The 21,418-nt window shown below is 46.5% G+C and carries 15 protein-coding genes; 4 read left to right on the forward strand and 11 right to left on the reverse strand.

Annotated features, from left to right (window positions below; translation table 11 throughout):
* Window positions 1-11 precede the first annotated feature (11 nt).
* The 5 genes from NIT04_RS17930 to NIT04_RS17950 all read right to left on the reverse strand — a co-directional run bounded on the left by NIT04_RS17930 (window position 12) and on the right by NIT04_RS17950 (window position 4,607).
* Complete coding sequence (locus NIT04_RS17930) at window positions 12-941, reverse strand: AEC family transporter (RefSeq protein ID WP_252505149.1); 930 nt, start codon at window positions 939-941, stop codon at window positions 12-14.
* 134 nt (window positions 942-1,075) lie between these two features.
* On the reverse strand, window positions 1,076-2,206 hold the full coding sequence (gene yfkAB, locus NIT04_RS17935) for a radical SAM/CxCxxxxC motif protein YfkAB (protein WP_252504863.1): 1,131 nt from the start codon (window positions 2,204-2,206) through the stop codon (window positions 1,076-1,078).
* A gap of 149 nt (window positions 2,207-2,355) precedes the next feature.
* Window positions 2,356-3,081 (reverse strand): amino acid ABC transporter ATP-binding protein, encoded by a 726-nt coding sequence (locus tag NIT04_RS17940; protein WP_252504864.1) that lies wholly within the window; start codon window positions 3,079-3,081, stop codon window positions 2,356-2,358.
* Between the two features lie 12 nt (window positions 3,082-3,093).
* Complete coding sequence (locus NIT04_RS17945) at window positions 3,094-3,726, reverse strand: amino acid ABC transporter permease (RefSeq protein ID WP_371922592.1); 633 nt, start codon at window positions 3,724-3,726, stop codon at window positions 3,094-3,096.
* Between the two features lie 68 nt (window positions 3,727-3,794).
* On the reverse strand, window positions 3,795-4,607 hold the full coding sequence (locus NIT04_RS17950) for a transporter substrate-binding domain-containing protein (protein ID WP_252504866.1): 813 nt from the start codon (window positions 4,605-4,607) through the stop codon (window positions 3,795-3,797).
* 278 nt (window positions 4,608-4,885) lie between these two features.
* On the opposite strand from NIT04_RS17950, the gene mgtE reads away from it, so the two are divergent.
* Window positions 4,886-6,244 (forward strand): magnesium transporter, encoded by a 1,359-nt coding sequence (gene mgtE / locus NIT04_RS17955; RefSeq protein ID WP_252504867.1) that lies wholly within the window; start codon window positions 4,886-4,888, stop codon window positions 6,242-6,244.
* 76 nt (window positions 6,245-6,320) lie between these two features.
* Here the strand turns inward: mgtE and NIT04_RS17960 are convergent, their stop codons facing one another.
* Complete coding sequence (locus NIT04_RS17960; RefSeq protein WP_252504868.1) at window positions 6,321-7,835, reverse strand: acetyl-CoA hydrolase/transferase family protein; 1,515 nt, start codon at window positions 7,833-7,835, stop codon at window positions 6,321-6,323.
* A 132-nt stretch (window positions 7,836-7,967) separates the two neighbouring features.
* Entirely contained in the window at window positions 7,968-8,606 is a 639-nt protein-coding gene (locus tag NIT04_RS17965) for a LytTR family DNA-binding domain-containing protein (RefSeq protein ID WP_252504869.1), read from the reverse strand.
* A gap of 141 nt (window positions 8,607-8,747) precedes the next feature.
* Between NIT04_RS17965 and NIT04_RS17970 the strand changes: the two genes are divergently transcribed.
* Entirely contained in the window at window positions 8,748-9,377 is a 630-nt protein-coding gene (locus NIT04_RS17970) for a CBS domain-containing protein (protein WP_252504870.1), read from the forward strand.
* Between the two features lie 207 nt (window positions 9,378-9,584).
* Here NIT04_RS17970 and NIT04_RS17975 read toward each other — a convergent pair whose 3' ends face one another.
* Both NIT04_RS17975 and NIT04_RS17980 read right to left on the reverse strand, forming a co-directional pair.
* A complete protein-coding gene (locus NIT04_RS17975; RefSeq protein ID WP_252504871.1) occupies window positions 9,585-10,847 on the reverse strand; it encodes an MFS transporter in 1,263 nt (420 codons plus the stop codon).
* A 139-nt stretch (window positions 10,848-10,986) separates the two neighbouring features.
* Window positions 10,987-12,612, reverse strand: coding sequence for a M20/M25/M40 family metallo-hydrolase (locus NIT04_RS17980; RefSeq protein WP_252504872.1), 1,626 nt, complete (start codon window positions 12,610-12,612; stop codon window positions 10,987-10,989).
* Window positions 12,613-12,948: 336 nt separating this feature from the next.
* Here NIT04_RS17980 and NIT04_RS17985 point away from each other — a divergent pair, with 336 nt between their 5' ends.
* Window positions 12,949-15,363: an EAL domain-containing protein gene (locus tag NIT04_RS17985; protein WP_252504873.1), complete on the forward strand. Its 2,415-nt coding sequence runs from the start codon at window positions 12,949-12,951 to the stop codon at window positions 15,361-15,363.
* A 121-nt stretch (window positions 15,364-15,484) separates the two neighbouring features.
* Complete coding sequence (locus NIT04_RS17990; RefSeq protein WP_252504874.1) at window positions 15,485-17,422, forward strand: translation factor GTPase family protein; 1,938 nt, start codon at window positions 15,485-15,487, stop codon at window positions 17,420-17,422.
* A gap of 166 nt (window positions 17,423-17,588) precedes the next feature.
* Here NIT04_RS17990 and NIT04_RS17995 read toward each other — a convergent pair whose 3' ends face one another.
* Both NIT04_RS17995 and NIT04_RS18000 read right to left on the reverse strand, forming a co-directional pair.
* A complete protein-coding gene (locus tag NIT04_RS17995) occupies window positions 17,589-18,197 on the reverse strand; it encodes a class I SAM-dependent methyltransferase (protein WP_252504875.1) in 609 nt (202 codons plus the stop codon).
* A 111-nt stretch (window positions 18,198-18,308) separates the two neighbouring features.
* Window positions 18,309-21,353 (reverse strand): efflux RND transporter permease subunit, encoded by a 3,045-nt coding sequence (locus tag NIT04_RS18000; RefSeq protein WP_252504876.1) that lies wholly within the window; start codon window positions 21,351-21,353, stop codon window positions 18,309-18,311.
* Between the last annotated feature and the right edge of the window lie 65 nt (window positions 21,354-21,418).

Here is a 21,418-nt window from a genome sequence, read left to right on the forward strand (position 1 = left end):
TTCCCCTTCGTCTACACAAACAATATTCCTGATAAATACACGACAAACGTTACTGTGATCGCACTTAACACCGTTGAGAACAGGACTGTTTGTGCTGCCAGATCCGGGTGTACATCATATTCCAATGCAAGTGTCGAACTGTTTCTTGATGTCGGGAAAGAACTCGCAATGAATAATGATTGAGCAACAATGCCATCTAGACCGAAAAGAAAAATGAGGAGCAATGCAACACTTGGGCCGATGACAAGCCTCCCGATACTGCTCGTAACAATCGTCCAATTAACGATCGTCTTCAACTCAATTTGCGCGAGCTGCGCTCCCAACAAAATAAGAGCGATCGCCAAAAATGCATCCGCCAGATGACTGATTGGTAACCATACGAAGTTCGGAATCGGGACTTGCAGCCAATTCAATAAGCTGCCGAGGAGCATCGCGTGAATGACGGGCATTTTCAATAGCGACTTCAGGATTTCCAACCCGGACTTTGTCGCGGATATCAAATTGTACAATCCATATGTATAGGTTAATACGTTTTGAAAGACCATCACGATAATTTGAATGGAGATGCCGAGGGGATTCGCGTGGAATAGTAGCTGACTGACCGGTATTCCATAATTCCCGGAGTTGATTAACGAAATACTGTTTTTGAATATCGCAGCTTCCCCTCTGTCTAGCTTCAATAATTTACTCAATATCGTTGTGACGATGATGATCATTAAACTGAAGGCGACTAGGTAACCGATGATTTCCAGCAGGACCTGGACATCGATCTCTGTTTCGTAAAGATTGATGAAAACGGCTGCCGGCATGAGACAATATGTAATTAAGTTCGAAACTGCTCTTAGATTAAATGTGAATTTCCTTTGTAAACCTGCACCGAGGACTACTAGGATTAAAATGGGTAAGATTACATTTAAGAAAATGGATCCTATGAATATGATGGCCACCCCCTATATCTATTTAAAGAAATCTCTTCCATTATGAGTATACAGGAATGCGATATGTTGTTGTAATTATGAAAAAGTTATGACATGACATAAGAAAAGGACTTCCCTCTACTTGGAAGTCCTTTTCCTCAATCTTCTACAATATTCGCCCGTTTCACAGTGAAATCTTCCTCCGGATAATACGCATCTTTCACCAAAAGGTTCGGTCCCAAGCATTTTACAGCTGGACAATGGCATCCGATTGATTTTGCAAGCGGACGTTCCAGCCATCTGTCGAGCATTTCGGGCAGCGAATCATGCTGGATGTTGCCCATTGAAGGAGTATCGCCGAAATCCGTTACGATGACGTCCCCTGTGAAAATGTTGACGTTCAGACGGGAGCGGCCGTCCGGGTCGTTTCGCACCGATACATTTTTGCTGTTGTAAATGCGTTTCAACAGCTTCAAATCTTCTTCATTTTGACTGCAAGGATAGAACGGCAACGTGCCGAAGAGCATCCATACGTCTTCATTCCGCATATCCAATAATTCATGGATCGCCTCTCTCGTTTCGCCGAGAGACAGCACCTCAAGCTGTGAAGCGAAGTCACTTGGGTACATCGGGTGCACTTCATGTCTCGCGCACTTCATCTCCTCGACGATTTGTCGATGAATATGAGCGAGATGCGGGAGAGTTCGTTTATTCAACATCGTCTCCGCAGAAACCATGACGCCAGCCTCCGCCAATGCCCGGCTATTGTCGATCATCCGCTGGAACTGCTCGGCGCGGCGTTCCCTTGGTGGCTTTCTTTCCATATTCGCGAATCCGCCGTCCACGAAATCATCGACAGTGCCCCAGTTATGGGAAATATGCAGGACATCCAAATAAGGAGCTATTCCCATATAACGCTCAAGCGGCATCGTCAAATTCGAATTCATTTGCGTACGAATTCCGCGTTCATGTGCATATTTTAATAAAGGTAAAACATATTGTTCAATCGACTTTTTGGAGAACATCGGCTCTCCGCCTGTAATGCTGATCGTCCGTAAGTGTGGTATTTCGTCGAGTCGGGATAGAAGCAAGTCGATCGGCAATGCATCCGGATCTTTATGCTGCAACATATAGCCGACCGCGCAATGCTCGCATCGCATATTGCACAAATATGTAGTCGTGAATTCAATGCTCGATAATGTTAATTTGCCATGCTCCTGCACGTCCAAGTAAGCTTCCCACGGATCGTAAGCAGGTGACATTTTGTTTAGTGTTGCTATAGTATTCATTTCTATGACTCCCTATTAATTAATTACATTAAAATAGTATGAGCTTCATTCCTTTCTTTTGCAACTTCAAGTCTCTACAACAAAAAGACAAAAAACATCGCGAGGGCTACCCGCGATGCTTTGTCTTTGCTATTAAACTGAAACTTCTTTTACAAATCCACCATCTCTAAAAACTGCTTTGTCCGCTCGTTCGTGGAGTGGTTGAAGAATGTCTCAGGGTCGGCATCTTCAATGATGCGCCCTTCGTCCAGCATGATGATTCGGTCCGCTACTTCTTTGGCGAACTTCATTTCATGTGTGACGACGACCATCGTCATGCCGTCATTTGCGAGGTCTTGCATAACCCCAAGCACTTCGCCGACGAGCTCCGGATCGAGTGCAGACGTCGGTTCGTCGAATAATAGCGCTTTCGGTTCCATTGCGAGCGCACGCGCGATGGCGACCCGCTGCTTCTGTCCGCCCGATAATTTATTCGGATACACATCGGCCTTATCGGACAGGCCAACTTTGTCCAACAGGGCAAGCGCTAATTGCTTCGCCTTCTCCTTGTCCGCCTTCTTTACAATTAATGGCGCTTCCATAATGTTTTCAAGCACCGTCTTATGCGGAAACAGGTTGAAGTGCTGGAACACCATGCCCACTTCTGCACGGACATTCGATAAGTCGTCCTTCTTCCGGTCGATTTTCCGCCCGTCGATCAAAATGTCCCCTTCTTGCGCCTTTTCAAGGAAATTGAGGCAGCGAAGCAACGTGCTCTTACCAGATCCACTCACTCCGACGAGTACGACGACCTCGCCCGGATTTATATCAATATCGATTCCTTTCAATACTTCGAGATCGCCGAATGATTTATGGAGATTCATTGTTTTGATCATATCGTTCCCTCCTTAAGATCCATCCACATTCAGCCGGTTCTCATACAGCTTCAATAGCCATGTGAAAATGAGGACGAGAATGAGGTAGTACAGACCGACGACAAGGAACGTTTCGAACGGCATGAAGGTCGCCGCCGCTTCCCGGTTCGCTAGGCCGAACAGTTCCGTCACCCCGATGACGTAAACGAGGGACGAATCTTTCATTGTAATGATGAATTGGTTACCGAGCGGTGGAATGGCCCGACGCAAGGCTTGCGGAAAGATGATCCGGCGCATCGCTTGCGTCCGATTCATACCGAGCGCAAGGCTCGCCTCCCGCTGTCCCCGGTCAACCCCTTGGATTGCTCCGCGAAAAATTTCCGCAATGTATGCTCCGTTATGGACGCCGAGTGCAATCGCCCCCGCCCAGAAATTCGACAGGACGACGATCGACGTAATTCCATAGTACAAAAACATGATCTGTACGATGAGCGGCGTCCCGCGGATCAGCGTAATATATAAGTTTGCAATCGTTTGCAAGATTTTTGATCTTGATATTTTCATTAACGCAAAGATGATCCCGAATACGGTTCCTAACACAATGGCAATGGCAGTTATTTTCAATGTGACTAGTGCCGCTTTCAGGAAGCCTTCGTACGTGCGCATGAACACTTCGGATAACGTTATTAATAAATCTGGCACTGGTCACTCCCTCTTTCCATTACAAATCTTTTTTATTCTAGTAGTTCTGCATTTTCCAAGTCGATATCCAATAGATTCCGGCCGAACCACTTTTGCGATATTTCTTCATATGTGCCGTCATCGATCATTTCTTTCAGGGCTTTGTCAATCGCGTCACGGAGCTCTTCATTATCCTTTTTCACCGCGACCGAGGGCTGTTCGACCCATAACGGGGTGCCGACCTCTTTAATGGCAAATCCGTTATCTTTCGCTTCGAAACCGACGATATCCGACGTAATGACGGCATCCAATCGGTCTTCGACCGTCAAATCTTTTAGTGCAACAACATCGCTGCTATAGTATTGGAGATTGTCCGATAATTCCTTTGCCGGCTCTTCATATGTCGATTGCGCAATGACGCCGATCTTCTTCCCTTTCAAGTCCTCTGGTGACTTGATTTCGTTATTGTCCTCTGCGACCCAGATCATCCCACCCGAGTAATAGTAAGGTTCTGTGAATGCAGCTTGCTCGGCACGCTTTTTCGTATAGGCCATCGAACCGATGATGGCGTCATATTTATTGGCGACAAGTCCTTGAAGGATCGTTTCAAACGGGTTCGTCACCGGATTCGGCTCCAAGCCCATCCTCTCCGCGATTTCCGCTCCGATTTCCATATCAAAACCTGTCAACTCCCCGTTCTCCTCGAAGTTAAACGGCTTGTAGAGACCACTTGCCGCATATGTCAATTTGCCTTTTTCAACAAGGCGATATCCGTCATCATTTGCTTCGGTTTTGTCATTACCGCAAGCCGCCAGCACTAATGTGGCTGCAATAAGTAAGAATAATAGCGTCTTCCATTTTCCCATGTAAATAACTCCCTTTTTCCCGACAAGATGCCGTCTTTTTTTGCTTACTAACTTTCTTTCCCTATCAATTCTGTGCTAAACATCTTTTTTCGGAATTGTTTAGTTGTTAGTAAAATAGTGGCTGGTGAAAACCCGTTGTCACTGACTCGAGTGAATTTATCTACGATTGCCTAGAACACAAGAAGTTCTATCTCTCTTCCGTTTATGTAAAGAAGAAATAGGGAAATAGACAAGTTAGCAAGGCTTTCATTTATATATAAAGTGAGGTGAAGGGAGTCATGACGTTACAAGGGGACGAAGAAGAAGTTTCACGCGCAATTGTCCACGTATTGAAGGAAGGGCAAAAAGATACTTTCCTAAAAATCATAAGTGAATTAACTCCCTATGAAATATCGATGCATTACCGCGGTTTGCCGCGAAAGCGCCGAATCCTGTTTTTAGAATGGCTCTCTTTGGATCAGCTGGTAGCACTGCTCAGGTATTTGACGCGCAACGAACAGTTGCGTGTATTGAAAAAGATCGGACCCGCCCGTTCTACGGAATTATTGGAAGTCCTTAAGAGCGATGACCTCGCCTATCTCCTGTCCGATTTACCGAGCAAAGAGGTCGATCGGCTCATTGCAGAGATGAGGGATGAAGAGAAAAAATCCATTCGCAAAAAGATGAAGTATCCGAAAAGGTCAGCAGGACGGGCGATGATCAGCCAATACGTATGGGTTCATGAGTCTTATACGGTGAAAAAGACCGTTAATAAATTGAAGTATTTCAAGGACTTTGCCGATTACTTGAATTATGTGTATGTCATTGATGACGAAAAGAGATTGATCGGCGTCGCGTCGTATCGAGACCTGCTTCTGAGCAATCCCGATGACGCCATTGCAAATGTCATGACTACGGAAATCGTAAAGGTCCATGAAACGACGAAGCAAAGTGATGTCGCCAAAATGATCGGGCGGCATGATTTCTTTTCCGTGCCGGTTGTGAATGACGATGATATTCTAGTCGGTATCATTACAGCTGATGACGTCCTGGATATCGTCATGCGGGAAGCGAATGAGGATATTGAAATGTTGTTCGCGTCTGGCAAAGAGATCGACTTCCATACGCGGCCGTTCGTAGCGGCGTATAGAAGGCTACCTTGGCTCGTGTTGCTATTATTCATCGGCCTCGTCTCGGGCAGCATTATCGCTAAATTCGAAGCTACACTTGAAGCCGTTGTCGCCTTGGCATTTTTCATGCCGATGATTGCCGGGATGACCGGAAATACAGGAACGCAGTCATTGGCTGTCGTCGTCCGGGGGCTTGTCACCGAGGAGTTGACGATGAAAAAGACGCTTAGCCTCGTTTTCCGTGAGCTGCTTGTCGGTATTATGCTCGGAATCATCTGCGGTGCGGTTATTTCCGTCATCGCCTATATTTGGCAAGGCAGCTTCACGCTCGGACTCGTCGTCGGCTCATCCCTCGTCGCGACACTGATCATCGGAACGTTAGCAGGCACCATCATCCCGTTGATTTTGAGTAAATTCAAAGTCGATCCAGCGGTTGCGTCTGGACCGCTCATTACAACGATCAATGATATTTTGTCGTTATTGATTTATTTTGGAATTGCCACGATGTTCATTTCAAAATTGATGTAGAAATCGAAAAAGCAGCCCCATGTGGCTGCTTTTTTCATTGGCGGGTATATAGTAAAGTTCGATTGGTTGGTTGACGTCAGATGCGTTTCTCGGTAAGCGGGCGCATCGTTCCGTGTTGCATAAGATTCATATGCCATGAAAATGCCTTTTCGAGCACGTGTGGCGTGTGGCCGCCTCTTTCAAGTGCTTCATAGTAATATTCCCATAGCTGACTGCGGTACATCGGGTGTGCGCAATTGGCGATGATGAGCCCAACCCGTTCCCTCGGCGCTAGTCCGCGCAAATCCGCGTACCCATGCTCCGTCACGATGACATCGACGTCATGCTCCGTATGATCCACATGGGACACGAAGGGAACGATGCTCGAAATGTCGCCGTTTTTGGCAATCGATTTCGTAACGAAGATGGCAAGCCTTGCATTTCGGGCGAAATCACCTGAACCGCCGATTCCATTCATCATCTTCGTCCCTGTCACATGCGTCGAATTGACGTTGCCGTAAATGTCGAGTTCAAGCGCCGTGTTGATGGAAATCAAACCGAGGCGGCGGATGATCTCCGGATGATTCGAAATTTCCTGTGGACGCATGATCAGCTTGTCCCGATATTGCTCCAAATTGTTGAAGACCTTGTCCATTTTCTCCTGCGATAGCGTGATCGATGCGCACGAAGCCTTACGGACCTTGCCCGCGTCCATCAAATCGAATACCGCATCTTGGAGCACTTCGGAATATACTTCAAGGTCTTCGAATTCCGAGTTCAGTAAACCATGCAGCACGGCATTCGCCTGGGAACCGATTCCTGATTGAAGAGGTGCAAGACTGTTCGTCAATCTGCCAGCCTCCACTTCCGAACGCAGGAATGACAGCAAATGCTCTGCCATAATCTCCGTATCGCGGTCAGGCTGAGTAATCGTTGACGGCGAATCCAACTGATGTGTGAACACGATTCCTTTCACTCGATCAACATCGATCGGGATGCCGATCGTACCGATTCGGTCATCGACTTTCGTCAACTGAATTGGATTCCGTTCACCTTGTTTGCCCGGGTCATACAAATCATGGATGCCTTCCCATTCAGCCGACTGCGCCATGTTTATTTCAATAATGATCGATTTTGCATGCTGCGCAAACGATAACGAGTTGCCGACGGAAGTCGACGGGATGATCATCCCATCCTCCGTCACTGAAATCGCTTCCAAAATTGCAAAGTCAATCGGCTCGGTCACATTTGTGCGAATCCATTCCGCCGTATGGGACAGATGATGGTCGACAAAAAGGAGTTCCCCGTTATTAATGCCGTTGCGCATCGCCTTTTCCGCTTGGAATGGCAGTCTCTTTTTCACGATGCCCGCTTCAGCGAATAATTTATCGATATCCGAACCAAGGGAGGCCCCCGTGAATACGTTCACTTTAAACTTTTCCGTTTCAGCCCGTTTCACTAATGCCATTGGAACCGCTTTCGCGTCACCGGCACGCGTAAATCCGCTCAACCCTAATGTCATTCCGTCCTTAATCCAAGAAGCAGCCTCTTCAGGCGTAACGACCAAATCTCTCAATTTTTCAATCCTGATACGATTCAAATGGTTATCCATTAACTAGCGCCCCTTTTCATAACTTTTAGATAATCGTATCGTATCTTACGGAATGATAGGGGTTTCTTGAATGAAAGACGGTATTTACGAACAAATGCTCATATCCTTTGTCCAAAGCAGCATTTTTCCGTCTTAGAAGCCCAAAAGCTTCCGGAAATAGCTGGAATATGATTGACTGACCGGAATTTGTGAGCCATCTTTCATGGAAAGCATGAACGTCGAATGGGTATCCGGGTAGATGGCTTTGATTTGTGTCACGTTGACGATGAATGACCGATGGCAACGGACGAACATCTCATGCGGCAGGACGAATTCGAAGTTTTGCAATGAATTCCGGTGGGTACCAGTAATGTGATCGGCGACAACGACTGTTTTCCGATCCCGCACTTCGATATACTTCACTTCGGAAAAAGGGACAGGCACCCATCCATCCTGCGTTTTCACAGTTACAACCGATTTCCCTTCCGTGTACGCCGGATAGATGGCAACGACGCATCCGTCCAAAACGCCATTATCATGGAACGGAACCGCCATGCCATGATACGGCACCCCGAACACATCCCGGTTGATGAATTCGGAAACCTTCTGCCCTTCCGTAAGTGCCTTATAGGCAATCGTCCCTTCCCGTACAGGGTCACCCGGCCGGATTTTCAAATCGATCCGCTTGCTCGGCCGGTAGTAAATATATTCTTTTGTATTTGAGACGACAATTGAAATTTCATCCGCAAATAACTCGCCGACAACGTCGAGGAGTGAGTCCAAGTTCAACAAGTATTACCAAGCCCCTTTCTTGCTTCACATACTACTATTATAAGTTTTCATGTACAACATTCAAAATTTCAATTATAATGGAAGGCAATCTAAACTAAAAATTTAGACTTAACTGAAACTAAAGAATAAGGGGGAGAAAGTATGCATATTCGGGATTTGATTGTAGAAAGACTAGGTGTCGCTACCGTAAAGGTAGACCAAAGCGTATCTGAAACACTAGCAAAAATCAACGAGACAGGATACCGCTGCATCCCTGTCGTAGACAACGACGATGCCTACAAAGGGATGATCTACAAAGTCGATCTACTGTCCTATCTTTATGAAGATAAGGGGGATGGCAATAAACCGATCGATTTCTTGTTAGAACACCAAGACATCTACTTATATGAGGACGCTTCATTTTTAAGCGCCTTGCTTAAAATTAAATCATTGCCTTTTATCAGCGTCGTAAAGAATGGCAAGCTGCTCGGAATTTTGACGCATAACAAAGTCGAAAGCGTCCTGGAAGACGCCTTCGGATTAAAGACCGGCGGAATCAACATCACACTTGCCTCGACCGAAGCGCGGGGCATGATCAGAAAGTTGACGACAACGCTGAAGGACGAAAACATCGAAGGTATGCTCACACTCGACAACGGCTCCGCCCTCGCACGGAGAGTCGTCCTCACCCTCGAAGACGGAAAATCCGACGAAGAAATGGCCAAATTACGTGATAGACTCGAAAAACACGGATTCCGGATTTTGCAAATGCATCGGATTGAACCGAAATAACCAAAAGCGGAGGCGGCCGTTCAGCGACGTACAAACTGGAAGCCCCTCGGACGAGATAAAGGAAACACGGAGAGCGCAAGCGATCCGATGTTGACTTATCGCAGGGAGAGAGGCTGAAGTTTGCTAGTCGATGGCCGCCGAAGCTAGATGATAGCCACACAAAAAGGCTGTTTCCACGTCGCAATTGACATCGGAAACAGCCTTTTCTTATGCCATCTCGCTTTCCGGCTTCGGCACCATTCTCAACAGAATGCCCCCGATGATGAACAGAATGACAAGACTGAACACGCCGTACGCGGAACTGCCTGTCAGTGTCGCAGTGACTGCGAGCAATAAAGGTCCCATGACAGACGCGAATTTACCGAAGATATTATAGAAGCCGAAGAACTCATTGGATTTCTCTTTCGGCACAAGTTGAGCGAAATAGGAACGGCTTAACGCCTGTACGCCCCCTTGCGATGTGGCGACTAGCATAGCCAAAATCCAGAAATCCAACGTTGTCGAAAGGAAAAACGCATAAATACAGACGATGATATAGACAAAGATCCCGACGTACAACATTGATTTCACTGAGTATCGCTGTGCAAGTCTTCCATAAAGAATCGAGAACGGTGCTGCAACGACTTGGGTGACGAACAGGACGATGAGAAGGTCTGTCGGTTGGATGCCCAGATCCGTTCCATATGCCGTCGACATCGAAATGATAGTACCGACCCCATCGATATAAAAGAAGTACGCTAACAAGAAGATGAAAACAGTTCTATATTTCTTAATTTCCTTGAACGTTTCACCGAGCCGGCGGAAACTGCTTGCTAAAATCTTCGGCTCCCGTTCAATTGCGTGAACTTGAACAACATTTTTCAGCATCGGTATCGTAAAGGTGAACCACCAAATTCCCGTAATGACAAAAGCTATCTTACTTGCGACGGTTGCTGAAAGAGGAATCACTTCTTTTGATGCCAATAGGATAATGGCGATGCTAATAATGAATGGAATCGTGCTGCCGATATACCCTAATCCGAAGCCCCGTGCTGAAACTTCGTCCATCTTCTCCTCTGGTGTAACGTCAACGAGAAATGCATCATAGAAAATGTTCGCACCATGGAATCCGATGGCGGTGATCGTATAAATGACCAATAGCGGCAGCCATGTTCCCTCAGGGACAAAAGCCAACGAAACCGTCGATAGGGAACCGATCAGGAAGAAGGCAAAGAAAAACTTCTTTTTCAATCCCCTATAATCGGCTATCGTTCCCAAAATCGGACCGATCATCGCTAAGATGAACGTCGCAATCGCCACCGTATACCCCAAATACGCCGTCGATTGCGTCAAACTGACGCCCGCGTCGGTTGCCACCGACTTGTAAAAAATCGGAAATACTGCTGTCGTAATGATAATTGAATAGGCAGAGTTCGCCCAATCATACAACATCCAACTTTTCTCTGTCTTCGAATACTTCCCCTTTCCCATCCGCCCCACCTCTTTCTTAATCTTCAAAAATATATCCATACAAATAGTTTACAACTAATGGACGGCAAACAGTAGTGAAGATTGAATTTTTATTAACAAAAAAAGCCAACCCCGATGAAATGGGTTGACCTTTAGGAATTCATGACATTATGACAGCAAACATACTCTCAATGACTTTCTCCAAAACACGAGGAGTATAAAGGAATGCGCTCTTTTTGTGTAAACGCTCAGTTAACTTATGCGCGTCTTTGCCAAACGGCCCAATGTTTAAAACCGGTGCCTGAAGTTGTTGCATTTCCTTGAAAGGGATGCTATATGTCTCTCCCCAGACGGGAGTGTTGTTTTGATACGACTGCCAGCCCGAATCTGCCGTATCGTAATTCACGTAACTGAGATCCGAAATCCCATTGAAATAATGCACTTGCTTCGCTTCCACATGAAACTCTTCACGTAAAACCTTTTGCGCAAGGGCAATCTTTTCTTGAACGAGTTCATTTTCAGAAGAATTGACGGCCGGGTAATACGGAGGAGCATAAAACAAGACAACAGCAGGCGCCAAATCTTGACAACGCAACAGTAGTCGATCGCTGATGAGCATGGACATTTGCCGTTCATCCAACGACTCATTTGACATGATATCTTCAAGGATTACTCGAACTTCCGCGCCGCCGATTTTTTCCTTAGCATAGCTAAGCAATTCTTTATACTCCAGTACGTTAATTTCCCCGAGCGGCTGAGCGCCTTCCCGTTCACAAACCGCCTTATAATCCTTTGAGCAATCCACCATCGCCCGGATGGCCGTGTCTTTGAATATCTTCATAATGTCATCAGCATTTTGCCGCATCAAAAAGACATTGTACAAAGCCGCACTATGATGGGATGTCTGGGTCGAATAATCTTCCTTCAAATCCACCTGCTGCAAACAAACCGGCAACGGGGTTTTTTCCCCATACACTTCTTCCACAAAATCGGAATTGAATTCCATCGCCCTCGTCAAATAAGATGCCATGAAATGGCTCGTAATGCCGCTTAAAGGCTCACCTGCATGCGTCTCTTTCCCGTAAAACAGCGCGGAAGGCATAATCTTCCCGATTGTTCCCGAGTATATATAATAGTTGTCGTCTTGCGGTTTTTGTGAAAATGACGGCTCGCTGTTCAAGAACAACTCATATTCCAACTGATAAAGTTCCCTTAATTCCACAAGTCCTTTCACAGCTGCCCTCATTCCGGAAGAATTCACTTCTTCGTCAGGCACCGTCAAGAAAAGGATATTAATCGGCCACTGTTCTACACATGCCCTTTCCAATAAATGAAGATGCAACACAATCCCCATCTTCATATCCATCGTTCCTCGGCCAAATAAGTATTCATTCGAAGCGACGTCCACTTGCACGTCATCCGGCAAATCAGCGATCCGTCTCTTAAATTCTTCCGTCAGCAGTCTAGGTTGGAAAGCGAGATCTTCCAAACTGCCGCCAAATTCCTCTGTATGAACGGTGTCAAAGTGGCTCATCAGCACAATTGTTTTATTCGTCACCCCACTGCTATATAGAGCGGTCACCGCATTTCTTCCTTTGCCTGCGTCGTGGAAATGGATTTGCGAGCTGTTTTCCTGGAAATATTGCAATTCCAATAGCTTTTTTAACATTTTTGTTGAAAACTCGATTTCCCCTATTGTTCCCGTTCGGCTATCCCAACTGACCAGCTCACATAATAGATCTTCCAGTTGCTCCGGCCGACTCCATTTCAGGTTCCCTACTCCCATTTTGTAACCCCCTCTATCTGCATACCTATGAAATAGTAATGTTTTCATCTATTGTTCTAAACGTACGACGGTACGAATTAAAAGTCAATTCAATTTTGCTTAATTGATTAAATAGATTAATAGTTCGCACTACTGACAAACTGACTAAAGCACTACTTCATGTGGATTGCCAATCTTGTGGATGGTATAATTAACATGAAAATAGATAGTAGTAAATTTATTTGCTTTTCATGCCACTAAGCTAATTTTATTCCCGCTCCCTCAACCGGTGGATTACACAGAAATTTTTCTTCGCGTTCTTGCGTTGTTTTTGTATATAGAAAGGAATTGGAAAAGGTGTTATCGGAATTAAGCTACGCTTCCCTTATGTCCTTCTTTGATAAAAAGTTCTGCGTTTCAATTACTGATATAAATGGCAAATTTCTATATGTAAACAGGAATTTCTGCGCAATATCCGGCTATTCGGAAGAGGAGTTGATTGGAAAAAATTACTCTGTTGTCAACCCCGACTTTGCACTGAATCTCTTCATGGAGGAATTAGAACAGTTTTTCGCGAGCGGAGAAGCCTGGCAGAAAAACGTCAGGGCCATTGCAAAAGATGGCTCCCTTTATTGGGTAAACGCCAACATTATCCCAATCTTGGATGAGACCGGGGAGAATATCCAATTCCTTTCCATAGATAGTGATATTACGGCACGTGAAATGACGAAGGAAAAATATAAAGAAACGCTGCAAAATCTGCGTAATATCGAAAATGCGCTTGACCAATCTTCCGTTGTCGTTATTACCGATGCCAAGGGCGTCATTACGTACGTTAATGAAAAATTTTGTGCACTATCCCAATATACGAGCGATGAATTAATCGGAAAAACACACCGAATCGTCAATTCAAAGTTCCATCCAAAAAGCTTCTTCATGGAAATGTGGAACACAATCCAAAGAGGAGAAATTTGGCAAGGCGATGTTTGCAATCGTGCGAAGGACGGCTCCCTCTATTGGGTCAGCACGACAATCGTCCCTTTTCTTGACGCGGAAGGGAAGCCCGAACAATATATTGCAATCCGCCATGATATTACAGCTCGTAAACAGGCAGAGGAATCATTGGAAATCGCTTTACAAAATGATTTCCGTACAACCGTGAAAAACTTACAAAATGCCATATTTAAATACACGGCTACAGAGGACGGGGAAATTGAATTTACCCTTTTCGAAGGACAAATAAAAGAACGGATTGGAATTTCCGCTGACAAATTAAATGCACAGGAAGTCGTCCATTCATTCACCGAAGAGGAGCTCGAATCATTCAGGAAACAATTACTGGCGGGGATGGCGGGAGAGATTGTCCAATTCGAGTTGGCCCATGATGGCCTCTTCTTCCTCGTTTACCTTTCACCGATTGCGAAAAATGGGATAATCGTAGAGGTTGTCGGTACCGCCATCGACATTACACAACGGATTGAAGCCGAAAAAGTCATTGAGCATATGGCTTATTTCGACTCCTTGACCCGCTTGCCAAACCGGAGAAATCTTCAAGAGAAAGTGATGAAGAAAATTGCTAACGCCGATGAAAACACGCAGTTTGCCGTCCTGTTTCTTGACTTGGACCGTTTCAAAAATGTCAATGACACGTTAGGTCACCATGTCGGTGATCAATTGCTCATTGCTGTTGCGGAAAGGCTGCGTGATTGTGTTCAAAGCGAAAATTCGGCAGCCAGACTAAGCGGGGATGAATTTGTCGTCCTTGTTGATTCTGGTGATACAGAAGAATTGACCGCCCTTGCTTCAAAAATCATTGACGACATTTCACAGCCATACTTTTTCGAAAAACAAGAGATTTTTGTTGCACCAAGCATCGGAATCGCATTGTATCCAAACGATGGAGAGGAATATAGTACACTCATCCGCAGTGCAGACACGGCCATGTATTTGGCAAAGGAGGCAGGCAGAGGCACATTCCGATTTTTCACGGAGGAGCTCCACGAAGAACTGATGGAGAAGACATTCTTCGAGATGGAACTTCGGCAGGCATTGGAAAAAGGACAATTCCTCCTTCATTATCAACCCCAATTCAATTTGATAACAGGGCAGATCAAAGGGATGGAAGCGCTCGCCAGATGGAACCATCCTTACCGGGGGTTTATCCCGCCACTTAAATTCATTCCGATTGCGGAGGAGAACGGGTTCATCCTCACGCTCGGCGAATGGGTATTGAAAACGGCATGTACACAGGCGAAAGCTTGGCAGGAACAAGGACTTCCTCCGTTACGGATGAGCGTCAATGTATCGATGAGGCAATTCAATCAGCCTTCCTTCGTGGAAGATGTACTCAGGATCCTGAACGAAACCGAACTGCACCCATCGTATTTGAATTTAGAAATCACGGAAAGCATGATGTCAGACGTCAAGCGATGCGAAACTGTTTTGCAGGAGCTTCAAGACGCAGGCATTACCGTAAGTGTCGATGATTTCGGGACAGGGTACTCATCCCTCCTCTATTTGAGCAAGTTCCCGCTATCCCATTTGAAAATTGACAAGGCGTTCATCAGTGAGCTGAGCAACAACAACACGGCTATCGTAAAGGCAATCATTGACCTTGCGAAGAATTTGGGACTGAATGTCATCGCGGAAGGCGTCGAAACGGAAGAGCAAGGAAATTTCCTGAAGCAGCTCGGTTGCAATGAAGTGCAAGGCTATTTTTATTCCAGGCCGCTTCCTCGAGAGGAAATCGAGCACTTGCTGTTCACTCGCTAAGATTCGCACTCCGTTTCGGGGTGCGTTTTTTCGGTTCAACTCCAAGCAAGCCTTCCCTTTCACCACTATTTACGCCTAAAATAAAAAGCATATAATCTTGAAATGAAATCGAGGTGCACCTATGCATAAAACAATTGGGATTGTCGCGCACGTCGATGCGGGCAAGACGACTTTTTCCGAACAGCTGCTATTTCATACGAATAGCATTCGCCAACGGGGCCGTGTCGACCACCAAGACACGTTCCTCGATAGCCATGAAATCGAGAAGAACCGCGGCATTACCGTCTTTGCGGACCAGGGCGCCTTTACATTCAACGACTCGAATTACACGCTCATCGATACGCCAGGACACGTCGACTTTTCACCTGAAATGGAAAGGGCTGTCCAAGTGATGGATGCAGCCATTGTCATCATCAGCGCTGCGGACGGAGTGGAAGGACATACCGAAACGGTTTGGCATTTACTGAAAAAGCATCAAGTCCCGACCTTTTTCTTTTTAAATAAAACCGATCGTGAAGGCGTTGATTTACAGGACGTCGTGAATGAAATTCGCAGCAGCCTGTCCGACGACATCTTTGATTTATTCGAATTGGAAAATGGGGTCATGTCGGAAAGCCTCGTTGAATTCATTGCGGAACGGGACGAGGGATTGCTCGAGCACTATATGGACGCCGGATATGATGAAGCGATGTGGTTGGGTGCATTGAAGCATATGATCCGGAAACGTTCCGTTTTTGCTTATGGGCATGGCTCCGCCTTGAAAGATATTGGTGTGCTTGATTTCTTAGAGAAGTTGGATTTGCTAACTGAGACGAATTTTGTCGATGAAGGAGAATTCGAGGCACGCGTCTACAAGGTCCGGCACGATGAAAACGGTAACCGGGTAACGTTCTTGAAAGTGTTGCAAGGGAGTCTGTACGTTAGGGATGAAGTACAGTATGCCGGCAAACTTGAGAAGGTAACGCAGATTCGACGCTATAACGGAAGTAAATTTCAAACGGTAGAAGCTGCATTTGCAGGAGAAATTGTCGCGGTGACGGGGCTTTCTGAGGCCGCTGCGGGTGATCCGCTCGGTGCGCTCGTTGAGAAGGCGGAGTTCGGTTTAATTCCAACCTTGAAGTCGAAAGTTATTTTCGACCCTTCCGTCCATGTGAAGGAAGTGCTGCGATGTTTCAAAATGTTAGACGCTGAAGATCCTTCGTTGCGCGTCGTCTGGGACGAGCATGTCCAGGAGGTCCACGTCCACGTCATGGGGGTCATCCAGCTTGAGGTCTTGAAACAAATCGTGCGGGATCGGTTCCATTTCGACGTGTCGTTCGGGAACCCAAAAATCTTGTATAAAGAGACGATCCGTTCCACAGTCAACGGCTACGGCCATTTCGAGCCGTTGAAACATTATGCGGAAGTCCACTTAAAAATCGAACCAGCCGCGCGGAACAGCGGCATTACATTTGATAATGTATGTCATGCAAATGATTTATCGGTCGGCAATCAAAACTTGGTGCGAACCCATATTTTCGAGCGTTCTCATCACGGTTTATTGACAGGATCGGCGTTGACCGACGTGAAAATCACCTTGCTGACAGGCAGAGGGCATAATGAGCATACGTCTGGCGGAGATTTCAGGGAAGCGACATTCCGCGCATTGCGGCAAGGGCTGGAGAAAGCGGAAAATGTCCTGCTTGAGCCGGTTTACGATTTTAAGATAAAAGTCGGTATGAATCATATCGGTCGCGTCCTTTCCGATATCCAGCAAGCATCGGGCAGCTTCGAGCCGCCTGAAACGATTGGCGAAAACCCAGTCGTAACCGGCCGAGTTCCGGTTGCGACTTTCATGGACTACAGCACCGTATTCGCATCGTTCACGAACGGAAAAGGTGCGCTTACTTTGCAGTTTGGCGGCTATGACGAATGCCATAATCCGGAGGAAGTGATCGCGGCAATCGGCTACAATAAAGACGCCGACCCGGAATACACTTCCACTTCGATCTTTTGCGCGAAAGGCAAAGGCTACCCCGTTCCATGGTATGAAGCCGAAGCAGCGATGCATTTGTTGTGATTGATTTGTTAAGTCCATGGGGCGCGACGGGCAAGGGCTACTACTTTTTTTCTTCCACGGTCATTTTTATCGGAAATGACCAAATCTGTCGCGCCGAATGGCTTTGACCAATTAGGTCCAAGGTCACAAAACGACCATATATCTTGGGTAATGATCGATATCTCCCTCACCCACCCAATCGATAGATCAAGAATCGCTCATTTTCATTCTTATCGTAAAGCCGATTGACTTTAACTTCTTTCCAAAGCTCAAAAGGCGTCTGATTGTCCATAAATTGCACATATTCCGCAGTCGGGTAATAAAGGATGACGTCGACTGGGCGGGCAACCCATTCCGCGGACAGGAGGATGTTTCCGATGACTGTCATAAATATTTGGATAGAAAACGGATTAAAGAAGTAAAATTTATTCTCCGATGGATCGATTTCATACGTTTCCGCGAAACACCGTTCAAAACGAATCGCTCCACCGCGGAACTTCGCTTTCCGGCGGTACTTGACCAAGTTTTCAATTGCGTCCTCATAGAGCTGGCCATTCATTTCAATACCCGTCACTGATGCACCGAAATAATGATGGACGTAAAATGACACGCGCGCCTTGCCGCACCCAAAATCGACAAAGCCGTCCGACTGATGCAGTTTATACGTTTCGAACAGTTCATCCAGCGCTTCGTAAGGCGTCGCTTCATAGCGGTTATAATGGGCGGACTGGCTCAATAGCTCAAGCGTTCCAGCCGTTTTTATCCGAAGAAGGTTGTCGTACTCCTTTTCGTTCAACGAACTCACTCCCTTTCTTCATCGCCTCATTGTAGCCGTCTTTCTTGTCGAATGACAAGTGGAAAAACACGATCTCCATTATCCATGAAGATCGTGCTCGCACTGCAGTATTCATTTCACAGGTTCTGCCAATCGTGTCGACACCCCTTTCTTGCGTCTGGAGGACACCTCTCTCGCCACTTTCTCAGTCTTTGTAAACAAACGATACACCGATGGAATTAACAGCAATGTGATGAACGTCGCAAACAGCAATCCGGAAATCAACACCGTTGCGAGCGGCGCCTGATAATTACCCGATGCACCTGAAGCGAGCGCAAGGGGCAGCATTCCGCCAACCGTCGTCAACGTCGTCATGAAGATCGGACGAATTCGGTTCCTTCCCGCTTCAACCAAAGCCTCCTCCATGGACATTCCTTCCCTGCGAAGCTGATTCGTACGGTCAATCAAGAGGATCGCATTATTCAATACGATACCAATTAGCATGATGATGCCCATCCCGGACAACAGATTCAGCTCCATCTGTGTCACGAACAATCCAATAATGACGCCGATAATTGCCATTGGAATGACGGACATGACAATAAGCGGATGCCCTAAATGATTGAACTGAACAGCCATCACAAAGTAAACGAGGAAAAGCGCTATCCCTAACACAAAAAGCATTTCCATCATCAACTTTTGTTGTTGCTCGATATCACCGGCCACATCGATTGTATAGCCCATTGGCGTATTGAATTCCTTGATAATCTTCTGCACGTCGCGATTGATGGCACCTAAATCTCTACCTTCTATATCCGCCGAAACAGAAATGAATCGTTCTCCTCCGATGTGAGTGATTTCATTGGGCGTTCGGACACTTTCCAAGCCAAGAAAATTCGATAGTTTCTTATCACCTTCCATTGTCGGAATTTCCAAGTCAAATAGCGTTTGGCGAGAATTTGTTTTTTGGTCCCAGCTGACGATGAGAGGCACATTTTCTCCATCGAGCACCAATTGGCCTACAGGCATTTCAATGAAGGCTTGCTCGATGAACTGCTTCACCTGCATTTGCGCTAAGCCTGCATCCGCAATCGCCTCTTCGTTTAGGATAATCCTCTTTTCCTCTGTGGTGCGTTCCATCGAGTGCGTCACGCCGACGATTCCATCAACCTTGCCGAGCTGTCCCATGAAGTCCTTCGCAATTGCCTGCAGCTGACCAAAGTCTTCCCCTTTGATCATCACTTGGACAGGCGCTCCGCTAATTTCGGACATTGCCGATTGCACAGTTCGGATCGGTTCCGAGGCTTGGAATTCACGCAACGATCGTAAAATCTGTTCATTCACTTCTTTCTGCTCGTGAATGACGGCATCACCTTTTGTCATATTAACGATGACAAACAGTTCACTCCCACTACCGTCCAATACATAGCTGGACTCGACATCGTCAAGACCGGCAATCTTGTCGTTCATCAGATGTGCAAGCCGCTCCTTTTCGGCAGGCTTCACCCCTGATTCGAGTGCAACGACGAATTCACTATATCGATTAAAGACGTCTGGCATGACGGTCATCGGTATTTTATTTACAAGGAAAAGCGAACCGGCAAAAAGTCCGAAAAAGAGGGTAATTACGAGGACACACCTACGCTTTGCGCCGACGATCCAAGTTACAATCGCGTTGTATCCTTTCACGAAACGGCTCTCCTTCCGAGAATCACGGACGCCCCGGTTACGCAGAAAACTTTCAGAAAGCGCAGGGATGAGCGTGAATGCGACGAGCACCGAGCTGATCAATGTAATCGCAACGACAATCGCAAGGATGATCATGAACTCGCCCAATCCCCCACCGATGAAACCGATTGGCAAGAATACAACAATCGTCGTCAGCATGGACGCGAAAACGGCGCCCACCACTTCCTTCGTCCCCGCAAGAACCGCCTCCAACTTTGCGAGGCCGAGCTCCCGCTGCCGATAAATCGATTCCAAAATGACAATCGACGAATCCACCATCATACCGATCCCAAGCCCTAGACCGATGAGCGTCAGCATATTGAGGCTGTATCCGAGCATATAAACTGTCAAGAAGGTCAGCAGCACCGACGTTGGAATCGAAACCGCGATGATAAGCGTCGCACGGACATTTCTGAGGAATAAAAGCAAAATCGCAATCGCGACTATACTGCCAATCAGAATATTGACGACGACCCCATCGATTGATTCCTGTACGATATCCGCCTGCGCCACCATTTCATTCAACGTAAAGCCTTTCACAAGCCCTTCATCACGTATCTTTTGAATTTCTGCACGAACCGCTTTTGCCATGTCGATCTGCGTGACATTCGCAGCCCGGCCCACTTGAATGAACACCAATTCCTTCGTTCCGTTCTTCCATACAAATGATGAACTTTCACGAGGTACTAGTGTTACATCAGCAATCTCCTTCAGTTGGATACTGCCTTCCGCTGTCGGAATTTCAAAACGCTTCACACCGTTAATATCCACAAGCTTCGAATTCCAGCGGATGATCCCTTCCTGTAGCTCTCCAAGTGTCGCTTCCGAGTTCGCTTGCGCAATGAACCCAGCAACTTGCGAAATATCCAACCCGTACTTTTTCATTTCATCCCGTTTGAACTCTATCGACACTTCCTGCTCCGACACTCCAGACAGATGGACTTCTTGAACTTCCTGTAAGCTTTCAAGCCTTGGTTCAAGCACTTCCTTGGCGAACGATGTCATCGCTTGAAGATCATCGCCCGAAAGATCCATGAAAAACTCATAGCCTTGCCGAACACCATATTGACTCGCCAAGGCTTCCCGTATTTCGGGGCGCTCCGCTTTTGTTTCATTCACCGCTTTGTCGACTTCTTTCATGACCTTTTCGCTCTGCCCGCGGGCAATCGTTATATCGAGGGAACTGCTCCCGACCGTTGACGTCGATCGTACTTCCTCAACGCCTTCGATCCCTGCAAGCTTCTGCTCGAGCGGCGAGGTTATGAGCCGCTCCACATCAATCGCCGCCATATCCCCCGCGTCGATGTAGACGACTGCCCCATCCATCCCGACCGACGGCATAATTTCCTTATCCAGTTTGACAACCGCAAAGCTCCCCAAAGCAACGATCAACACGGTCAATAATCCGACCAATACCTTCTTTCGAACAATGAACTCCAATACCTTCACAACCATTCCCCTTTCCGGCCTCATTGTTCATTAGCTTAACAAGTTTTTCCACTTCCTATAACGTG

This window comes from Sporosarcina sp. Marseille-Q4943 (assembly GCF_943736995.1).
Lineage (GTDB): Bacteria > Bacillota > Bacilli > Bacillales_A > Planococcaceae > Sporosarcina.